16 protein-coding genes are annotated in these 15,594 nt (G+C 57.9%); 7 read left to right on the top strand and 9 right to left on the bottom strand.

Annotated elements, in window-relative coordinates; genetic code table 11:
- Positions 1-153: 153 nt before the first annotated feature.
- The 5 genes from PP263_RS16490 (at position 154) to PP263_RS16475 (ending at position 5,219) form a co-directional block, all read left to right on the top strand.
- Positions 154-1,014, top strand: coding sequence for a MipA/OmpV family protein (locus PP263_RS16490; protein WP_308364831.1), 861 nt, complete (start codon positions 154-156; stop codon positions 1,012-1,014).
- Between the two features lie 12 nt (positions 1,015-1,026).
- Positions 1,027-1,464 (top strand): DUF3019 domain-containing protein, encoded by a 438-nt coding sequence (locus tag PP263_RS22735; RefSeq protein ID WP_374693669.1) that lies wholly within the window; start codon positions 1,027-1,029, stop codon positions 1,462-1,464.
- On the top strand, positions 1,465-2,160 hold the full coding sequence (locus PP263_RS16485; RefSeq protein WP_308364830.1) for a response regulator transcription factor: 696 nt from the start codon (positions 1,465-1,467) through the stop codon (positions 2,158-2,160).
- 7 nt (positions 2,161-2,167) lie between these two features.
- Positions 2,168-3,451: an ATP-binding protein gene (locus PP263_RS16480; protein ID WP_308364829.1), complete on the top strand. Its 1,284-nt coding sequence runs from the start codon at positions 2,168-2,170 to the stop codon at positions 3,449-3,451.
- 316 nt (positions 3,452-3,767) lie between these two features.
- Complete coding sequence (locus PP263_RS16475) at positions 3,768-5,219, top strand: S41 family peptidase (RefSeq protein ID WP_308364826.1); 1,452 nt, start codon at positions 3,768-3,770, stop codon at positions 5,217-5,219.
- A gap of 294 nt (positions 5,220-5,513) precedes the next feature.
- Here PP263_RS16475 and PP263_RS16470 read toward each other — a convergent pair whose 3' ends face one another.
- The 5 genes from PP263_RS16470 to hslV form a co-directional block, all read right to left on the bottom strand.
- On the bottom strand, positions 5,514-7,124 hold the full coding sequence (locus PP263_RS16470) for an alkaline phosphatase (protein ID WP_308364825.1): 1,611 nt from the start codon (positions 7,122-7,124) through the stop codon (positions 5,514-5,516).
- Positions 7,125-7,140: 16 nt separating this feature from the next.
- Positions 7,141-8,673 (bottom strand): alkaline phosphatase, encoded by a 1,533-nt coding sequence (locus PP263_RS16465; protein ID WP_308364823.1) that lies wholly within the window; start codon positions 8,671-8,673, stop codon positions 7,141-7,143.
- 74 nt (positions 8,674-8,747) lie between these two features.
- Positions 8,748-9,125, bottom strand: coding sequence for a DUF971 domain-containing protein (locus tag PP263_RS16460; RefSeq protein ID WP_308364822.1), 378 nt, complete (start codon positions 9,123-9,125; stop codon positions 8,748-8,750).
- Between the two features lie 76 nt (positions 9,126-9,201).
- Positions 9,202-10,518, bottom strand: coding sequence for an ATP-dependent protease ATPase subunit HslU (hslU, locus tag PP263_RS16455; RefSeq protein ID WP_308364820.1), 1,317 nt, complete (start codon positions 10,516-10,518; stop codon positions 9,202-9,204).
- 159 nt (positions 10,519-10,677) lie between these two features.
- On the bottom strand, positions 10,678-11,217 hold the full coding sequence (hslV, locus tag PP263_RS16450; protein ID WP_183460294.1) for an ATP-dependent protease subunit HslV: 540 nt from the start codon (positions 11,215-11,217) through the stop codon (positions 10,678-10,680).
- 216 nt (positions 11,218-11,433) lie between these two features.
- Between hslV and PP263_RS16445 the strand changes: the two genes are divergently transcribed.
- On the top strand, positions 11,434-11,673 hold the full coding sequence (locus tag PP263_RS16445) for a DUF2798 domain-containing protein (RefSeq protein ID WP_308364818.1): 240 nt from the start codon (positions 11,434-11,436) through the stop codon (positions 11,671-11,673).
- Here PP263_RS16445 and PP263_RS16440 read toward each other — a convergent pair.
- The 4 genes from PP263_RS16440 to PP263_RS16425 all read right to left on the bottom strand — a co-directional run bounded on the left by PP263_RS16440 (position 11,654) and on the right by PP263_RS16425 (position 15,050).
- Positions 11,654-12,235, bottom strand: a complete 582-nt coding sequence (locus PP263_RS16440) for an SPOR domain-containing protein (protein WP_308364816.1) — start codon at positions 12,233-12,235, stop codon at positions 11,654-11,656. The genes PP263_RS16445 and PP263_RS16440 overlap by 20 nt on opposite strands.
- A 26-nt stretch (positions 12,236-12,261) precedes the next feature.
- On the bottom strand, positions 12,262-12,519 hold the full coding sequence (locus PP263_RS16435; protein ID WP_308364815.1) for a type II toxin-antitoxin system RelE/ParE family toxin: 258 nt from the start codon (positions 12,517-12,519) through the stop codon (positions 12,262-12,264).
- Positions 12,506-12,739 carry a CopG family transcriptional regulator gene (locus PP263_RS16430; protein WP_308364813.1) on the bottom strand — a complete coding sequence of 78 codons (234 nt, stop codon included), beginning with the start codon at positions 12,737-12,739 and terminating at the stop codon, positions 12,506-12,508. Before PP263_RS16430 ends, PP263_RS16435 begins: the two co-directional genes overlap by 14 nt.
- A 70-nt stretch (positions 12,740-12,809) precedes the next feature.
- Positions 12,810-15,050: a primosomal protein N' gene (locus PP263_RS16425; protein ID WP_308364812.1), complete on the bottom strand. Its 2,241-nt coding sequence runs from the start codon at positions 15,048-15,050 to the stop codon at positions 12,810-12,812.
- A gap of 331 nt (positions 15,051-15,381) precedes the next feature.
- Here PP263_RS16425 and rpmE point away from each other — a divergent pair, with 331 nt between their 5' ends.
- Positions 15,382-15,594, top strand: coding sequence for a 50S ribosomal protein L31 (gene rpmE, locus PP263_RS16420; RefSeq protein WP_308364810.1), 213 nt, complete (start codon positions 15,382-15,384; stop codon positions 15,592-15,594).

Below are 15,594 nucleotides of genomic sequence, written 5' to 3'. Positions count from 1 at the left end.
TTTCAAATTTAAACAGCTTCCGTTAACAACAATATTGACGACTGCGTCGATTAAGAGACCGCATTTCCTGAAACATCTTGATACAGACAGCTGAAGCCTTGTTTCGGTTTAATGGCGCCATAACCGCTACACGTACACAAAGGAAAGAATGCAATGATAAGAAGTTGTCTGATTCTAGGGCTAATGGGGCTTTCCAAAGTCGCATTGGCGGCTGATATTGGCGATGATATACGAAAAGGCAGCCAAAGTGTCACCCATGACGATGGTGGCTATTTCGAAGCTTCTGTTCATGCTGGTTGCATTTATTCGGCCAGAATTACTGATCTTACCGATAACGACAACACGGATTGCGACTATGGCTTAGGTATAGGTGGTGAGTATCGTTACAAGGGCTTGTTTTTTGAGGGCTCCAGCAATACCAGTGACGGGTTGAATCTCGGTTACACTCTATGGAGTAATACTAATTGGAGTGTGGATTTGTTGGCTGCCAGTGTCTCAGGCCATCTCGACTTAAGCGATAAGCAAACCGATCCTGAGGATTTAGACCTCACTGAGTCTGAGCGTAACGAATCCAATATAGACCGTGATACTTTTTATGCGGGCGCGGGTACGCGCATCACCTATTTTTTTGGAGAAAATATCTTTCAGTTTCGTTTGGTTACAGATATTCATGATGGAAATGGAATTCAAGCCACAGCTCGACTCGGCCGGGCATGGCAGGTTAGAAACTGGAATTTACATGGTATAGCCAGCTTGACCTACTCGTCAGCTGATCTCAATCAGTATCAAATCGGAATAAATGATCGGGAAAAAACTCAGTGGTTTCCTGCGTATCGGCCAGGCTCATCGATCGAAGCATCCTTTGAGGCCGGCGCCACCTATCCTATCAATGAACACTGGGTCTCTCGTACGACCCTTCGCTACTTTCCACACTCATCAACGGTACGAAATAGCCCCCTTTTTGATGGCAATTGGTCAGGATCAATTAGTACCACCTTGTCATACGTATTTTAAGGGGTTAGAAGGATGAGCATTAAAATGCGCCGGCACCACTTATTCGCGAAGCGGATATGGTCGGCACTGGCCTGGAGGTCCAGTGCTATGGCTCTTACTTTCGTATGCGCCCCTTTGTTAGCTGAGCAGAACCAGGTACAACTACAGGTAAAACCGCAGCGTTGTGTCTCTCTGCACCAGGGACAAACCTGCTACCAAACACTCGTATTTTATTGGAAAACACCTACTGACGGTGAATATTGCCTATACTATGCGCATAGTCAAACGCCATTGACCTGCTGGCAGGGAGCAACTCAGACACAATACGAATATGAGTTTGAGTCCAGCGAATCAGCCGAGTATGAAATAAGACGTAACGGCCAGGTTGAGATACTGGGAAGCACCAAGGTTCAGGTTGCGTCGGTGTATAAATCTCCTAAAAAATCAACATCCAGATGGAGGTTGTTCTAAATGAGTTCTAGTGGGGCACATATTCTGGTTGTAGAAGACGATATCGCTCTCGCTGATTGGATCTGCGATTACCTGCAAATGCACAATTTCTCTACGACGATGGTGCATAGTGGCGACATTGCAGTTGATGCTATTCGCACCCAACGACCTGAGCTCGTATTGCTGGATATTATGCTGCCCCACAAGAACGGCTTTGAGATTTGCAAGGATGTTCGCACCTTTTGCCGCTGCCCAATCCTAATGATGACGGCATGTGCTGAAGAGGCCGATGAATTATTGAGCCTGGAACTTGGCGCGGATGATTATATAAACAAACCGGTACGACCAAAAGTACTGTTGGCTCGGATTAAAGCATTAATGCGCCGTTCTAACCATGAGTCCGGCAAATCAGAGTTAACCTTTGGTGCATTAACAATAAAAAAGCAGACCAAAACCTTGGTATTCCGAGGCGAGCCTTTGCCAATTTCAAGCAACGAGTTTGATGTACTGTGGCTGCTGGCTTCGCGTGCCGGACAAGTAATTCCCCGAGCTGAGTTGGTCAGCCAACTTCGAGGTATCGATTACGACGGCTTTGACCGTTCAATTGATATTCGTATTTCGCGTTTACGGAAAAAACTTGCGGACGATTCGGAACAACCAATTCAGATAAAAACCATCTGGGGCAAGGGGTATGTTTTTATGTGCGAAGCCAGGTGATCTGACAGTGAGAAACTTGACGTTTTCATTAATATTGACTGTCGTGACGGCCACATTTGGACTGGGCTGGCTGTTCAGTCAAGTATATTCATATATCGGTGAATCAACGGAAATGCCGCCAAAGCTTTTGGCCTGGCAAGAGCTAGCCGCTGATCTGGCCTTTACGTTAGACCACATAGAAGATAGGGAAAGTTTTCTAAACTCCTGGCAGCAGTACTCTCAGCTCCCGCTATCAGTATATAAGAAATCCGAATTTCCTGTTCCGCCAACTTTGTCTAAATCATTTTACAATGGTGATCCACTATTTCTGAAAACCGATGGAACCGTTTCGGTTCATTTTTATATGCCTCGATCGAGCGATATTTTGAGTCTTGATGTACACCACGACAAACCCTTGCCGTCGAATACACCGATCAACTTGATCCTTACTCTTGGATTTTATATTGGCATGGCAATAGCGATAATTATCTGGCTATATCCGCTACTCAGCCATCTCAATAAATTACGCGCTGCCGCCAATCAGTTTGGGGAAGGAGATCTGTCTGCTCGTGTAGAAATAAAACCCCGCTCCTATATCCTGGATATTGAACGGGAATTCAATGCAATGGCGGAACGTATCCAATGCCTTGTCAGTGACAATAAATTATTAAGCCGCGCTGTTTCTCACGATCTTAAAACGCCATTGGCCAGGCTACGTTTTGGCTTGGATACTCTGGCGGAGGAACAATCTGATAAGTTACGGCAAAAATACGTCAATCGCCTGAACAATGACCTGGATGAAATGGAATCTCTGGTCTCAACGTTATTGGATTATGCGCGTCTGGATGAAGCCAATATTAAACTTCAAATGGAAGACATTGATCTGAATGACTTTTTACCACAACTCATCTCATTGCACGCCAACTCTCTTATCGATATACAACTCAAAACCGCTACAGCACAAGCGATTGTATACGCTGACAGGCGATATTTGGCAATGCAGATTAACAATCTTATTGACAATTCCCTGCAATATTCAAAGCGAACTGTGAAAATATCAGTGTCTGTAGGCAATCAATACATAACTTTATCTATTGAGGATGATGGACCGGGAATTCCGGAAGATCAATGGGATAGAATACTGCAACCGTTCCAGAAAGGCGGGCAGAAAATTAACCCCAATAATCACGGAATGGGGTTAGCCATTACTAGTAAAATTTCACAGTGGTTCAGGTGCAAATTGGTTTTGGGTTCATCAGTTACACTGAGCGGCGCAAAAATCGAGTTAACTTACTCCAAAACAAACCCATAGACTCCTGTGTCACTTACCACACACTTCACAGTTTATCCATCCCACTCCCTGACAATTTAAGACTTTCCCTCTATTCCCAAACTTTTCTCTGCGAGTATCAAGTTGAAACATCTTGATACAGACCGTTACAGCGCTGTTACGGTTTAATGCCGTCATGCCTGATTCAGTTTTCACAGGCGGTACGGGAGAATTCGAAAATGGGTATAAGACGAATTGTCGCAGAATTCTGCAAGAAAAAATTCGACAATCATTTTTAATGAGCATCGAATGACAGCTGCCAAAATCAACCAGAGTCAACTACTAGAGGAGTAGTATAATGGGTAAGTTCATGTTGGCCAGTCTTGTGTTAGTCAGTCTATTTATAACGGCTTGTAACGACGGGACTAACAAACCAAGTGACCAGCTCTCGCCTTTCGAAGGACGATGGCAAGCAACCGCTTATGGACAGGTGATTGATTATCACGATGAAATAGCAAGTTTTTATGAATTCACGTCGAGTTACTGCATACTCACTCGGAAAGTTGAAATATCAGACGAGGAGTTAAGAGAAGAGGGCTGGGAATTGTCGGATGATAATTCTGAGCTACGAGAGAAAGCCGCTTTTAGCGACACTGATATCAGAGGGTCCGTTTTTGACCGGGTGGACGATCTTCCTGATTCTTGCCGAACAAACCTAGTTGCTCGTTTTGGCGATGATAACTATCAAGATAACCCCGAACTAAACTTTGAAATTTTCTGGCAGACCTTTCATGAGTACTATTTGTCTTTTGACGTGAAAGAGGTCGATTGGCAAGCACAGTACGAAATATTCCGTCCTGAAGTTACGGCGGGAACCACCGGTGAAGAATTATTTGAGGTCCTTTCCGCCATGGTTGAGCCGCTGATGGACAATCATGTGGAAATCGCTTCAGAGTATGGTGACGTTGACTTTAGCAATCATATGACAACCATTGATTTGCTGACTGAGGAATTTGTCAATGCCAATGGTGAAGTTGACACTGAAGAGAAGCATCAGCAGTACGTGAAGTATGTTGTTTCACAGATTGAACTGATGGATGAAGTTCGACTGAGCTATGCGGTTGATGAAGGCGGCGTAGAATTCGCAGCCAATGATGAGGTAATTTGGTATCTGGCTCCCGACAATATCGGCGTACTGATTATCGACAGTATGATTGGATTCAGTACAGACAACGAGGACGACATCGAAGCAGAAGCCGAGCTGATGGTGTTGGATGAAGCCATCACCCAGGCGCTTACCACTTTACAGGATACAGATGGTTTGATTATCGATGTGCGGAATAATTCAGGCGGGTTTGATGCAGCGAGTCAGCTTATAGTAAAGCACTTCCTGGATACTGAACGCCGTCTTTATTGTAAGCAGGCCAGACTGGGTAGCGGTCGAACAGAGCTGGAAGCCTATCATTTGTCGCCAGCCGAAAATGCTCGGTATCTTAAAGATATTGTTCTGTTGACCAGTCGCAACACTACCAGCGCTGCTGAGGTGTTCACTCTTATGATGCGTAATTTACCCAATGTGACAACCATTGGGGAGCCGACACAAGGTTCTCTCTCAGATTCTCTGGAGAAAACGCTGCCGAACGGGTTTTCCTTTGCCCTTTCCAACGAGTTTTATTTGTCTCCGGAGGGGGAATGGTTCGAGCATGTTGGATTACCGGTAGATGAGCAGATACCTTACGGAACGCTGGATCAGCGTAAGAATGAAGAAGATCTAGCGCTTGAAGCGGCTTATTTTATGCTTACGAATTGATATAGGCAGAACAATTTCTTTCTCGCTGTCCATTTCTTAACTTCAGCCCAACCATCCGCTCCCTTGTGGATCAGAGGGGAAGTGGCTTCCGTCGGCCGGTGGCCGCGATCGGACTATCGAAGAAATCCCGAAGCTCGATCGCGGCCACCGGCCGCTCCTACAGGGTGGGGTGGGGTTCCATACCGGTGCAGGTCGGAATCCAGGTGTCACCGATCTGGATACCGGCCTGCGCCGGTATGACGAATCAAATAATATTTGATTCGCGGCAGTATATTCACAGTTGCAGATAGCAAATCAGTCGAGCAGACCACCCGCACGGGTCATTACGTGGAACAGGTAGTTCTGTTCATTGGTGCCGCTGACCAGGTGCGCGCCGGGGCCGCGGGCCCAGACGCCCACGTCCTCTCCGGCGTGTGACTCGGATGCCAGCGGCACCAGCGCCTCCTGGTGATAGCCGGGCGCGGTGGTGTCTACGTGGGTCAGGTCCTTGCGGCCGGCATCGACTTCGTGACCGTAGCGCTCGTCCGCATCCGTCTCCTCGCCCATGTCTGCGTAGCCGGCGCCATTGCCGTAGCTGAGGGTGGTGTAGGGCAGGCCGTCGTCGGCGAGGCTCGGGGTCTCCTGCGGCTGGCCGCTGCCGTCGTTGGTGATTACCTTGCCGAGGATGGGGTTGCCGCGGGTCGGATAGCCGGCGATGGTCATCACGTGGCTGTGGTCGGCGGTGACGATAATCAGGGTGTCTTCGGCGCTGGTGTTGTCCATCGCCACCTGTACCGACTTGGCGAATTCCACCGCGTCGGTGAGCGCGCTGTAGGCGCTGCCGGCGTGGTGGCCGTGGTCGATGCGGCCGGATTCCACCATCAGGAAATAGCCGTCGTTGTTTTTCTGCAGCAGTTCCAGACCCTTGGCGGTCATCTCGCTCAGTGACGGCTCGCCGGCCACGTCGTTGCCGCGGTCCGCCTCGTAGTGCATGTGGGAGGCGTTGAACAGGCCCAGCAGCTTGTCGGTGCCGGCGATATCCAGCGCGTCAAAGCCGGACTGGTTTTCGATATAGGCGGCATTGGTGACGCCATCACCGTAGCGTTTCCGCCACTCGTCCACCAGGTTGCGGCCGTCCTCGCGCTTGCCGGCTTTGCCCTCCAGGTCGGTTACGGTGTTGGGCAGAAAGCTGCGGCGGCCGCCGCCCAGAATCAGGTCAACGCCGTCGCCGGCCGCCAGTTTCACCAGCTGTGCGGCGATATCCACACAGCCGCCCTCGGCTTTGTACTCCCAGCCCCGCTCCGGCGACTTGGCGTAGGTGGCCGCCGGGGTGGCGTGGGTGATGCGCGCGGTGCTGATAATGCCGGTGCTCTTGCCCTTGGCCTCCGCCAGTTCCAGCGCGGTGGTCAGGGGCCGCTCGAGGCTCGCCGCGCAATCGCCGCGGGCCACGGTTTCGTCGACGTTGATCACGCCGGCCTTGGTCTTTACGCCGGTCATCAGGGCGGTGGCGGTGCCGGCGGAGTCCGGGGTCTGCTGGTTGGTGTTGTAGGTTTTCACCAGGCCGGCGAAAGGCATTTTCTCAAAGCTGAGCTGGTACTCCTCGCCGTCGAGGCCCTGCTGCTGGCCCGCGAGGATACGCGCGGCGGTGACGGTGGAGATGCCCATGCCGTCGCCCACGAACAGGATGATATTTTTTGCCGCGCCGGGCGTGTTGTTGACGGTCTGCTGGCGCGCTGCATCCACCGCCGCTTCGCCGGCGGTAAACCAGCTGCTTTCGCGCTGGGACTGCGGCAGGCTCAGAGCCTGTTCTTCCGGGTCCGGTTCGGGCAAGTCGGGTTCCCGGCCGCGATCGGAATCGCTGTCGCTGCAGGCGCTGGCCAGCAGGGCGAGAGAAAAGGCCGTCGCCAGTTTGTTGTATCGCTTCATTGTTTTACCCCCAAAATTATTCCGCCGTTACCGGAATGCCGGTTGCGCCGACCATTACATGAAAAATCGCGTTCTGTTCCAGGGTACCCTGCACCAGCTCGCTGCCTGCGCCGATGGCGTGCAAACTGATATCTTCGCCGGCATGGCTCTCGGAGCCCAGGGGCACCAGGGCCTCCTGATAGAAGCCCGGGGCTTCGGTATCCACCGCGCTCAGGTCCTTGCGGCCGCTATTCACCGCTGTGGTATAGCGTTCGTCCGCATCCGTCTCGCTGCCCAGATCGGCGTGGCCCGGGCCATTGGCGTAGCTCAGCGTGGTGTAGGGCAGGCCATCGCCGGCGGCGGCGGCCTCCGCCTGCGGCGCGCCGGTGCCGTCGTTGGTGACCATCTTGCCGAGGATGGGATTGCCGCGGGTGGGATAGCCGGCGATGGTTAACACATGGCTGTGATCCGCGGTCACCAGGATCAGGGTTTCTTCCAGGTCCACTTTTTCCACCGCCGTTTTTACCGCCTCGGCGAAAGCGATGGTGTCGTGCAGCGCATTGTAAGCGTTGCCCGCGTGATGGGCATGGTCGATGCGACCGGACTCCACCATCAGGAAGTAGCCGTCGTCGTTTTTCTGCAGCAGCTCGATGGCGGCATCGGTCATTTCCGCGATGCCCGGCTCGTCGGCGCCACTCACCTTGCGGTCCGCTTCGTAGCGCATATGGGAACTGGTAAAGAGGCCGAGCAGTTTGTCGGTCCCCGCAATGTCCACTGCGCTCAGTGCTGAGCCCGTCTCCAGGTATTGCGCCTGCTGTTCGCCTTCGTAACGGGCCAGCCACTCGGCGATGAGATCGCGGCCGTCCGCCCGCTCGCCGTCGGCCCCGGTGGGAATAAAGTTGCGGCGGCCGCCGCCGAGGATTACGTCCACTCCGTCACCGGCTTCCATTTCCACCAACTGCGTGGCGATATCTTTGCAGTCGCCCTCGGCTCTGTGCTCCCAATTGCGCTCCGGTGTGCGCGCGTAGGTGGCCGCCGGTGTGGCGTGGGTAATGCGCGCAGTGGAGACGACGCCGGTGGATCTGCCGCGGCTCTCCATCAGTTCCAGGAAGGTGTTCAGCTCCCTGCCTTTGCTGGAGGCGCAGTCCGCGCGCAGGGCGTCGCCATCGATATTGATTACGCCGGCCCGGGTTTTCACCCCGGTCATGATCGCGGTCATGGTGCCGGCGGAGTCCGGTGTCTGCTGGTTGGTGTTGTAGGTTTTTACCAGTGCGCTGTAGGGAAACTCCTCGAAGGACAGGTTATTTTCTTCGCCGCTCTCGCCGCGCAGCTGACCCTCGAGAATCCGCGCGGCGGTGAGGGTGGAAATGCCCATGCCGTCGCCGATGAAAAGGATCACGTTCTTCGCGGTTTTATTCCCGCGCTCGTCTTCCGCTTTGGCGGCCAGGTGATTTTCACCATCGGTAAACCAGGCGCTGTTGCGCTGGTAATCCGGCAGTTCGGCGGCGGGAAGGGGCAGGGTGGGAAACAGGCAACACGCGGCCAGCGCGCGGGCGATGCGCTTCGCCATGGAAAACCTCCGGTATTCGGTTATTTGGCGCGCATTAAAGACCGGAAGTGTGACAGGGGGATTAAACAGGATCTTTAGTTAATAAACTTGACCGGGCTCTCATCCGGATCGCGACCCTTGCCCGCCTGCTGCAGGCGCTGCAGGTAGGCGCCCCAATTGGCCGTGTGGTTTTCGCCCAGTTCGCGCAGATATTCCCAGGTGTAAATGCCGCTGTCGTGGCCGTCGTCGAAGACGATTTTCAGCGCGTAGCGGCCGGCGGTCTCGACGCTTTCAATACCCACATGCATTTTCCCGCTGACCAGCAACGGCTCGCCGGCGCCGTGGCCGCGGACCTCGGCGCTGGGGGAGTGGACGCGCAGGTATTCCGCCGGCAGGGTGTATTCGGCATCGTCGAATAGTAGCTGCAGGTTTTTTTCTGTGCGGTTTAGGCGGATTTTTTTTGGTGGTTTCATATTTATCGGTTTGCGGGGGCCGCTTCTCGTGCCCCCTCCCCCAACCCCTCCCCCGCAAGCGGGAGAGGGGAGCTATTCACAGAATGAAGCGGGACAGGTCTTCGTTCCGGCTCAGTTCGCCCAGGTGGCTGTCCACGTAGGCGGCGTCGATGGTGATGGTTTTGTCGCCGTCGCCGGCGTCGAAGGAGATTTCCTCCAGCAACCGTTCCAGCACCGTGTGCAGGCGGCGCGCGCCGATGTTTTCCGTGCTCTCGTTGACCTGGTAGGCCACTTCGGCGATGCGGCGGATGCCGTCCTCGGAGAATTCCAGCTGCAAGCCCTCGGTGGCCAGCAGTGCCTTCTGCTGCTCGGTGAGCGAGGCGGAGGGCTCGGTGAGGATGCGCTGGAAATCCTCGGAAGTGAGCGAGCTCAGTTCCACGCGGATCGGCAACCGGCCCTGCAGCTCCGGGATCAGGTCCGAGGGCTTGGACAGGTGGAAGGCGCCGGAGGCGATAAACAGAATATGGTCGGTCTTGATCATGCCGTACTTGGTGCTCACGGTGCTGCCCTCGATCAGCGGCAGCAGGTCGCGCTGTACGCCCTCGCGGGATACGTCGGCGCCGCCCGTTTCCTGGCGCTTGGCCACCTTGTCGATCTCGTCGAGAAACACGATGCCGTTCTGTTCCGCGGCCTCGATCGCGCGGCTCTTCACCTCCTCGTCGTTGACCAGCTTGGCCGCCTCCTCGTCGGTGAGCTGCTTGAGCGCCTGCTTGACGGTGAGCTTGCGCTTGCGCGTGCGGCCCTGGGACATATTGGAGAACATGCCCTGCAGCTGGTTGGTCATTTCCTCCATGCCCGGGGGCGCCATGATTTCCACACCCACAGGGGCCACCGAGATCTCTATTTCAATTTCCTTTTCGTCCAGCTCGCCCTCGCGCAGTTTCTTGCGGAACAGCTGGCGGGTGCTGGAGCCGCGGTCGCCCGGCTCGGTGGAGCGCGCCGGTGGCAGCAGGGCGTCGAGCACCCGCTCCTCGGCGGCGTCCATCGCGCGCTGCTCCACCCCGGCCATGGCTTGTTCGCGCTCCAGTTTGACCGCCATCTCCACCAGGTCGCGCACGATGGATTCCACATCGCGGCCCACGTAGCCCACTTCGGTGAACTTGGTGGCCTCCACCTTGATAAAGGGCGCGTTGGCGAGCTTTGCCAGGCGGCGGGCGATCTCGGTCTTGCCCACGCCGGTGGGTCCGATCATCAGGATATTTTTCGGGGTGATTTCCGCGCGCAGCTCTTCGTTTACCTGCATGCGCCGCCAGCGGTTGCGCAGGGCGATGGCCACGGCGCGCTTGGCGTCCTGCTGGCCGACGATATGGCGATCGAGTTCGTGGACTATTTCGCGGGGGGTCATCTGGGACATAGAAATTCTCGTGTGCAAAACCGGAGCTAGTGCTGGTAGATACTCTGCTGCAAATCAAAATTGATAGGCCCGTCATACCGGCGTAGGCCGGTATCCAGTTCAGTGCCACCTGGATTCCGGCCTGCGCCGGAATGACAAAAGTACTTTTTAGCCCGCTCCTCAGTAACTCAGTTCTTCAATGGTGTGGTTCTGGTTGGTGTAGACGCAGATATCGCCGGCAATCTTCAAGCCCTGCTCGACGATGGTGCGCGCGTCCAGTTCGGTGTTGTCCAGCAGCGCGCGGGCGGCCGATTGGGCGAAGGGGCCGCCGGAGCCGATGGCGATCAGGTCGTCCTCCGGCTGGATTACGTCGCCGTTGCCGGTGACGATCAGGCTGGCGCTTTCGTCCGCCACCGCCAGCAGCGCCTCCAACCGACGCAGGGCGCGGTCGGTGCGCCAGTCCTTGGCCAGCTCCACTGCGGCGCGGGTGAGCTGGCCGCCGTGGGCCTCCAGCTTGGCCTCGAAGCGCTCGAACAGGGTGAAGGCGTCGGCGGTGCCGCCGGCGAATCCGGCGATCACCTTGTCTTTGTACAGGCGGCGCACCTTGCGCGCATTGCCCTTCATGATGGTGTTGCCCATTGAGACCTGGCCGTCGCCGCCGATAACGACTTTGCCGCCGCGCCGGCAGGAGAGAATGGTGGTACCGCGATACTGTTCCAAGGGAGGCCTCTCGGTTTGTTTTTCGGTGCCTTGTAGGAGCGGGCCATGCCCGCGATCGGCATCAACTACGTAGTGGAGGCTGATCGCGGGCATGGCCCGCTCCTACAAGGGAGAATCTGTTCAGGTCTAGGGTAAGTGTGGTCGCGGGGGGGGAATTTCAACAAGAAAGGGCCGAAAGCCTATAATGCGCGCCCGATGTATCTCAGAGGACCCGCCGTGCCAGTCCTTCCCTCACGTTTGTACGCCCTGGTATTCGCGCTGATCATGTCCGGCCTGATGTCGCTGCTGATGTCCGCGGTGATCACTTTTATCAACACCGGTTTCGACGGCGGTTTTATGTGGCGTTGGGCAAGCGCGTGGGTGGTGGCCTGGGTGGTGGCGTTTCCGCTGGTGTCGGTGATCGCGCCGCTGTCTCACCGGCTGACGCGCAAGTTCGTCAGCGCGCCGGGCGCTTGAGCACCAGCGGCATCAGTTTGTGGTCGGCGAGCGTCTCCCGCGCCGCGGCCACCTTGGAGCGGCTGCGGTAGGGGCCGATAAGTACCCGGTGCCAGGTGCCGCGGCTGTCGGTGGCGGTCTCCACCTTTACTTCGAGGTTGGCCAGGGTGAGCTGCGCGCGCAGTTTTTCCGCCTCCGCGGCGTCGCGGAAGGAGGCCGCCTGGAGGATATACACCAGTTGCGGATCGTCTCTCTCGGGCGTCTCCTCGCGGGGGGACTCGCTGCGCGCGCCGCCGTCCGGGGGGCCGGTGACGCGGCGGGAGGGCTTGGCCACCTTGGGTTCGGGCACCTCCACTTCGTTTTCCTGCAGCAGGGTATAGAAATCGAAGCGCGGCTTTGACGACTGCTCTTCGGCCTTCCGGGCGGGGGGCGCCGGGCGCTTGTCGCCGTCGGAATCCTGCTTGAGCCCGGTGAGAAAAATCATAAACACCACGAAACCGCCGACAAAATTGCCCAGCACAAACCAGACCCAGGCGGGTTTGCTCGCGGGACTGCTGCGGCGGCTGGCGTTGCGACGGCTCATGAAGATCCCTTCTCAATCAATTGCGTTTAGTTGTAAACCACAGACCGGTGCGCGACTTTGACAACACAGACTACCAGCCTGGTGTCGACGATTTCATAGACAATCCGGTAATTCCCCTGCCGAACGCGATAGAGTTCGCGCCCGGTCAGCTTTATGCAGCCCGCGCAGCGGGGATTTTCTGCGAGGGTGTCTATGCGCTTCAGGATACGCTTTACATCCCGATTGGGGATAGCGCGCAGGTCTCCGGCTACAGATTTCTTAAAAGTGATTTTATATTTTGCCATGCTTCTTCAGGTCTTGAAGCAGGGCCTCATAGGACACTTCCGGCTCGCTGACCCTGTCCGCATAGGCTTGCAGATCCTCCTGGTCTTCGCGCATCAGCAGGCGCACCGCCTCGTCCACCAGTTCGGACACCGATTGATGGCTGGTGGCCGCTCTCAGCTTCAGCGCCTGGTGGATGGCCGGATCAAAGTAAATCGTGGACCTTTTGGACAAGTTGCTCATTATCACACCCTTTTGCCGAAGGGCACTATAGCGTTGCAACGCTATAGCATCAAGGTGACGTCATCGCGGGTCAGGATAACTCCTGCGCATCCATATCCACTGCCCAGCGCAAGCGCCGGTTGCGGTTGCCCTCGGCCCATTGGCACAGGCGCGCGAGCAGCGCCTGCAATGCGCCGCGCTTTTCCGCGGTGATCTGCACATAGAAACGGAAGCGGCCGGACTTGCGCTCTAAAAGCGCGGGCACCGGCCCCAGGTACTGCAACTGCGGGGACGGCGGTGCCAGGGCTTCCAACTGCCGGCGGGCCTCGCCGAGAAATTCCTCCGCCCACTTCGCCTCCTCGCACTCGGCGCGCACCAGCGCCATGGCGCGCAGCGGCGGCAGCTGGGCCACGGCCCTGTCGCGCAGCAGCTGGCGGGCGAAGGCACCGTAGCCTTTCTCCAGCAGAAGCTGCAGCAGCGGGTGCTCCGGGTAGCGGCTCTGCACCAGTACCCGGCCCGCCAGTTCGCCGCGACCGGCGCGGCCGGCCACCTGCTCCAGTAACTGGCCGGTGCGCTCCGGGGCGCGGAAGTCGGCGCTGAACAGGCCGCCGTCGGCATCCTGGATCACCACCAGGGTGACCCGGGGCAGGTGGTGGCCCTTGGCCAGCATCTGGGTGCCCAGCAGCAGGCAGGGCTCGCCGGCGCGCGCCGGGGCCAGCAGCTTGTCCAGGGCCTGTTTGCTGGCGGTGGTGTCGCGGTCCACGCGGATCACCGGGTAGTCGGCAAAGCGGTGGGCCAGCAGCGCCTCGCTGCGCTCGGTGCCGGCTCCCAGGGCGCTGAGCGAGCGGCTGTGGCACTGGGGGCAGCTGTCTACCATAGGCCGGCGATAGTCGCAGTGGTGACAGCGCAGCTGGCGCTGGCGGCGGTGCAGGGTCAGCTTGCTGGAACAGTGGGGGCAGTCCGCCAGCCAGCCGCAGTCGTCACAGGCCAGGGTCGGGGCGAAGCCGCGGCGGTTGATAAACACCAGCGCCTGCTCGCCGCGGGCCAGGGTCTCGCCGACATGGCGCAATACCTGGGGGGCGAAACCTTCCTCCAGCTGCTGACCGAGGGTGGGGACTATATGGATCTGCGGCGGCCGCGCGTCGCCGGCGCGATGGCGCAGGCGCAGGTGCTGATAGCGCCCGTTCAGGGCGTTGTGCAGGCTCTCCAGGGAGGGGGTGGCGGAGCCCAGCAGCACCGGCACCCCGGCGTTGCGCCCGAGCACCACCGCCAGGTCGCGAGCGGAGTAGCGTACGCCGTCCTGCTGTTTGAAGGAGCCGTCGTGCTCCTCGTCCACGATCACCGCGCCCAGCTTGTGCAGCGGGGTGAATATCGCCGAGCGGGTGCCGATCACGATATCCGCCTGGTCCGCGGCGGCGGACAGCCAGGCCCGGGCCCGCTCGCCCTCGGCCAGGCCGGAGTGCAGGGCGGCGATGCTGCGGCCGGGAAAGCGCGCGGCGATGCGGCGCAGGGTCTGCGGTGTCAGGCCGATCTCAGGCACCAGTAACAGGGCCTGCCTGCCGTTGGTGAGCACCCGCTCCATCAGCCGCAGGTAGACTTCGGTCTTGCCGCTGCCGGTGGTGCCCTCAAGCAGTGAGACGCTAAAGCGATCCGCTGGAATGGCGTCCAGCACCTGCCGCTGCTCTTCGTTGAGCCGCGGCGCTTCATTGAGCCGCGCCGGGGCCGCCCCGGCGCCCTTGGCGGTTGAGAGCGGCGGCGGGGCGGTGGGGCCGGCAGCCCACTGCGCCAGGCCGCGATCCAGCAGCGCCCGTACTGCGGTGGCGGAATGACCCAGGGTTTTGAGATGGGGGCGGCTCTGCCTGCCGTCCCGCAACAGCAGCTGCAGCAGCGCCTGCTGTTTTGGCGCCCGCGCCAGGGCGCTCTCGGGCAGGCCCTTGCCCTCGATGGTGAGTTCCAGCCACTGTTCGGCCCAGTGATCGGCGGGTTTGCCTTTGCGCAGCGCGGCGGGCAGGGCGGCGGCGTAGAGTTCGCCGGCGGGCGCCTGGTAGTAGTCGGCGGCCCAGTGCAGGAAGGCGCGGCTTTGGCGGTCGAACAGGGGGGTCGCATCTATCTGTTCCAGGGCCGCCTTCAGCTCGGCAAGTGGGGACTCACTGACGATATCCACCAGCACCGCCACCAGTTTGCGCCCGCCGAAGGGTACCCAGAAACGCTGGCCCGGTAACAGTTGCGCGGGGTCGGTGCCCTGCGGGGGCAGGTAGTCGAACAGGCGCCGCAGGGGTACCGGCACCGCCAGGCGCAGAATTGCCGGTTTTCCTCCACCGTCGGTTGCCAATTTGCGCCTCCCCTTTGTACTGCCCGCGCGAGCCGCACATGATAGCGCAATTGCAACGCGGGTCTGCTGCTCCGCGGATTTGTCCTCGGCACTGCCTCTGTAGGAACAGGGCGAAGAGAAGGGCTTCGTAGCCATTCGCTTGCACGCAAGCTCCCACAGCGGGCCTGCGGCCCGCAGGCCGAGCTGGGGCTCGGCGCTCCCGGCGGGCAATTGTGCTTGAACCGCCGCGCTAATCTGATTAGTATGCGCGCACTTTTTACCCAGCCCCTAAACCAACGACGACTCCGTGCCCGGCAACAGATCAGGTGGCGGTTTCGAATTGAGGCAAACCATGAAGACCGATATCCATCCGAATTACAGCGAAGTCACCGCCACCTGCTCCTGCGGCAACGTGATCAAGACCCGCTCGACCCTGGGCAAAGACATCCAGTTGGACGTCTGCTCCCAGTGTCACCCCTTCTATACCGGCAAGCAGCGCGAAGCCAGCACCGGTGGCCGCGTGGACCGCTTCAAGAAGCGCTTCGGCAGCCGCATCGGCAAGTAA

Source organism: Microbulbifer sp. TB1203 (genome assembly GCF_030997045.1).
In the GTDB taxonomy this organism is placed as follows: domain Bacteria; phylum Pseudomonadota; class Gammaproteobacteria; order Pseudomonadales; family Cellvibrionaceae; genus Microbulbifer.
This window is presented reverse-complemented; position numbering and strand designations above follow the sequence as displayed.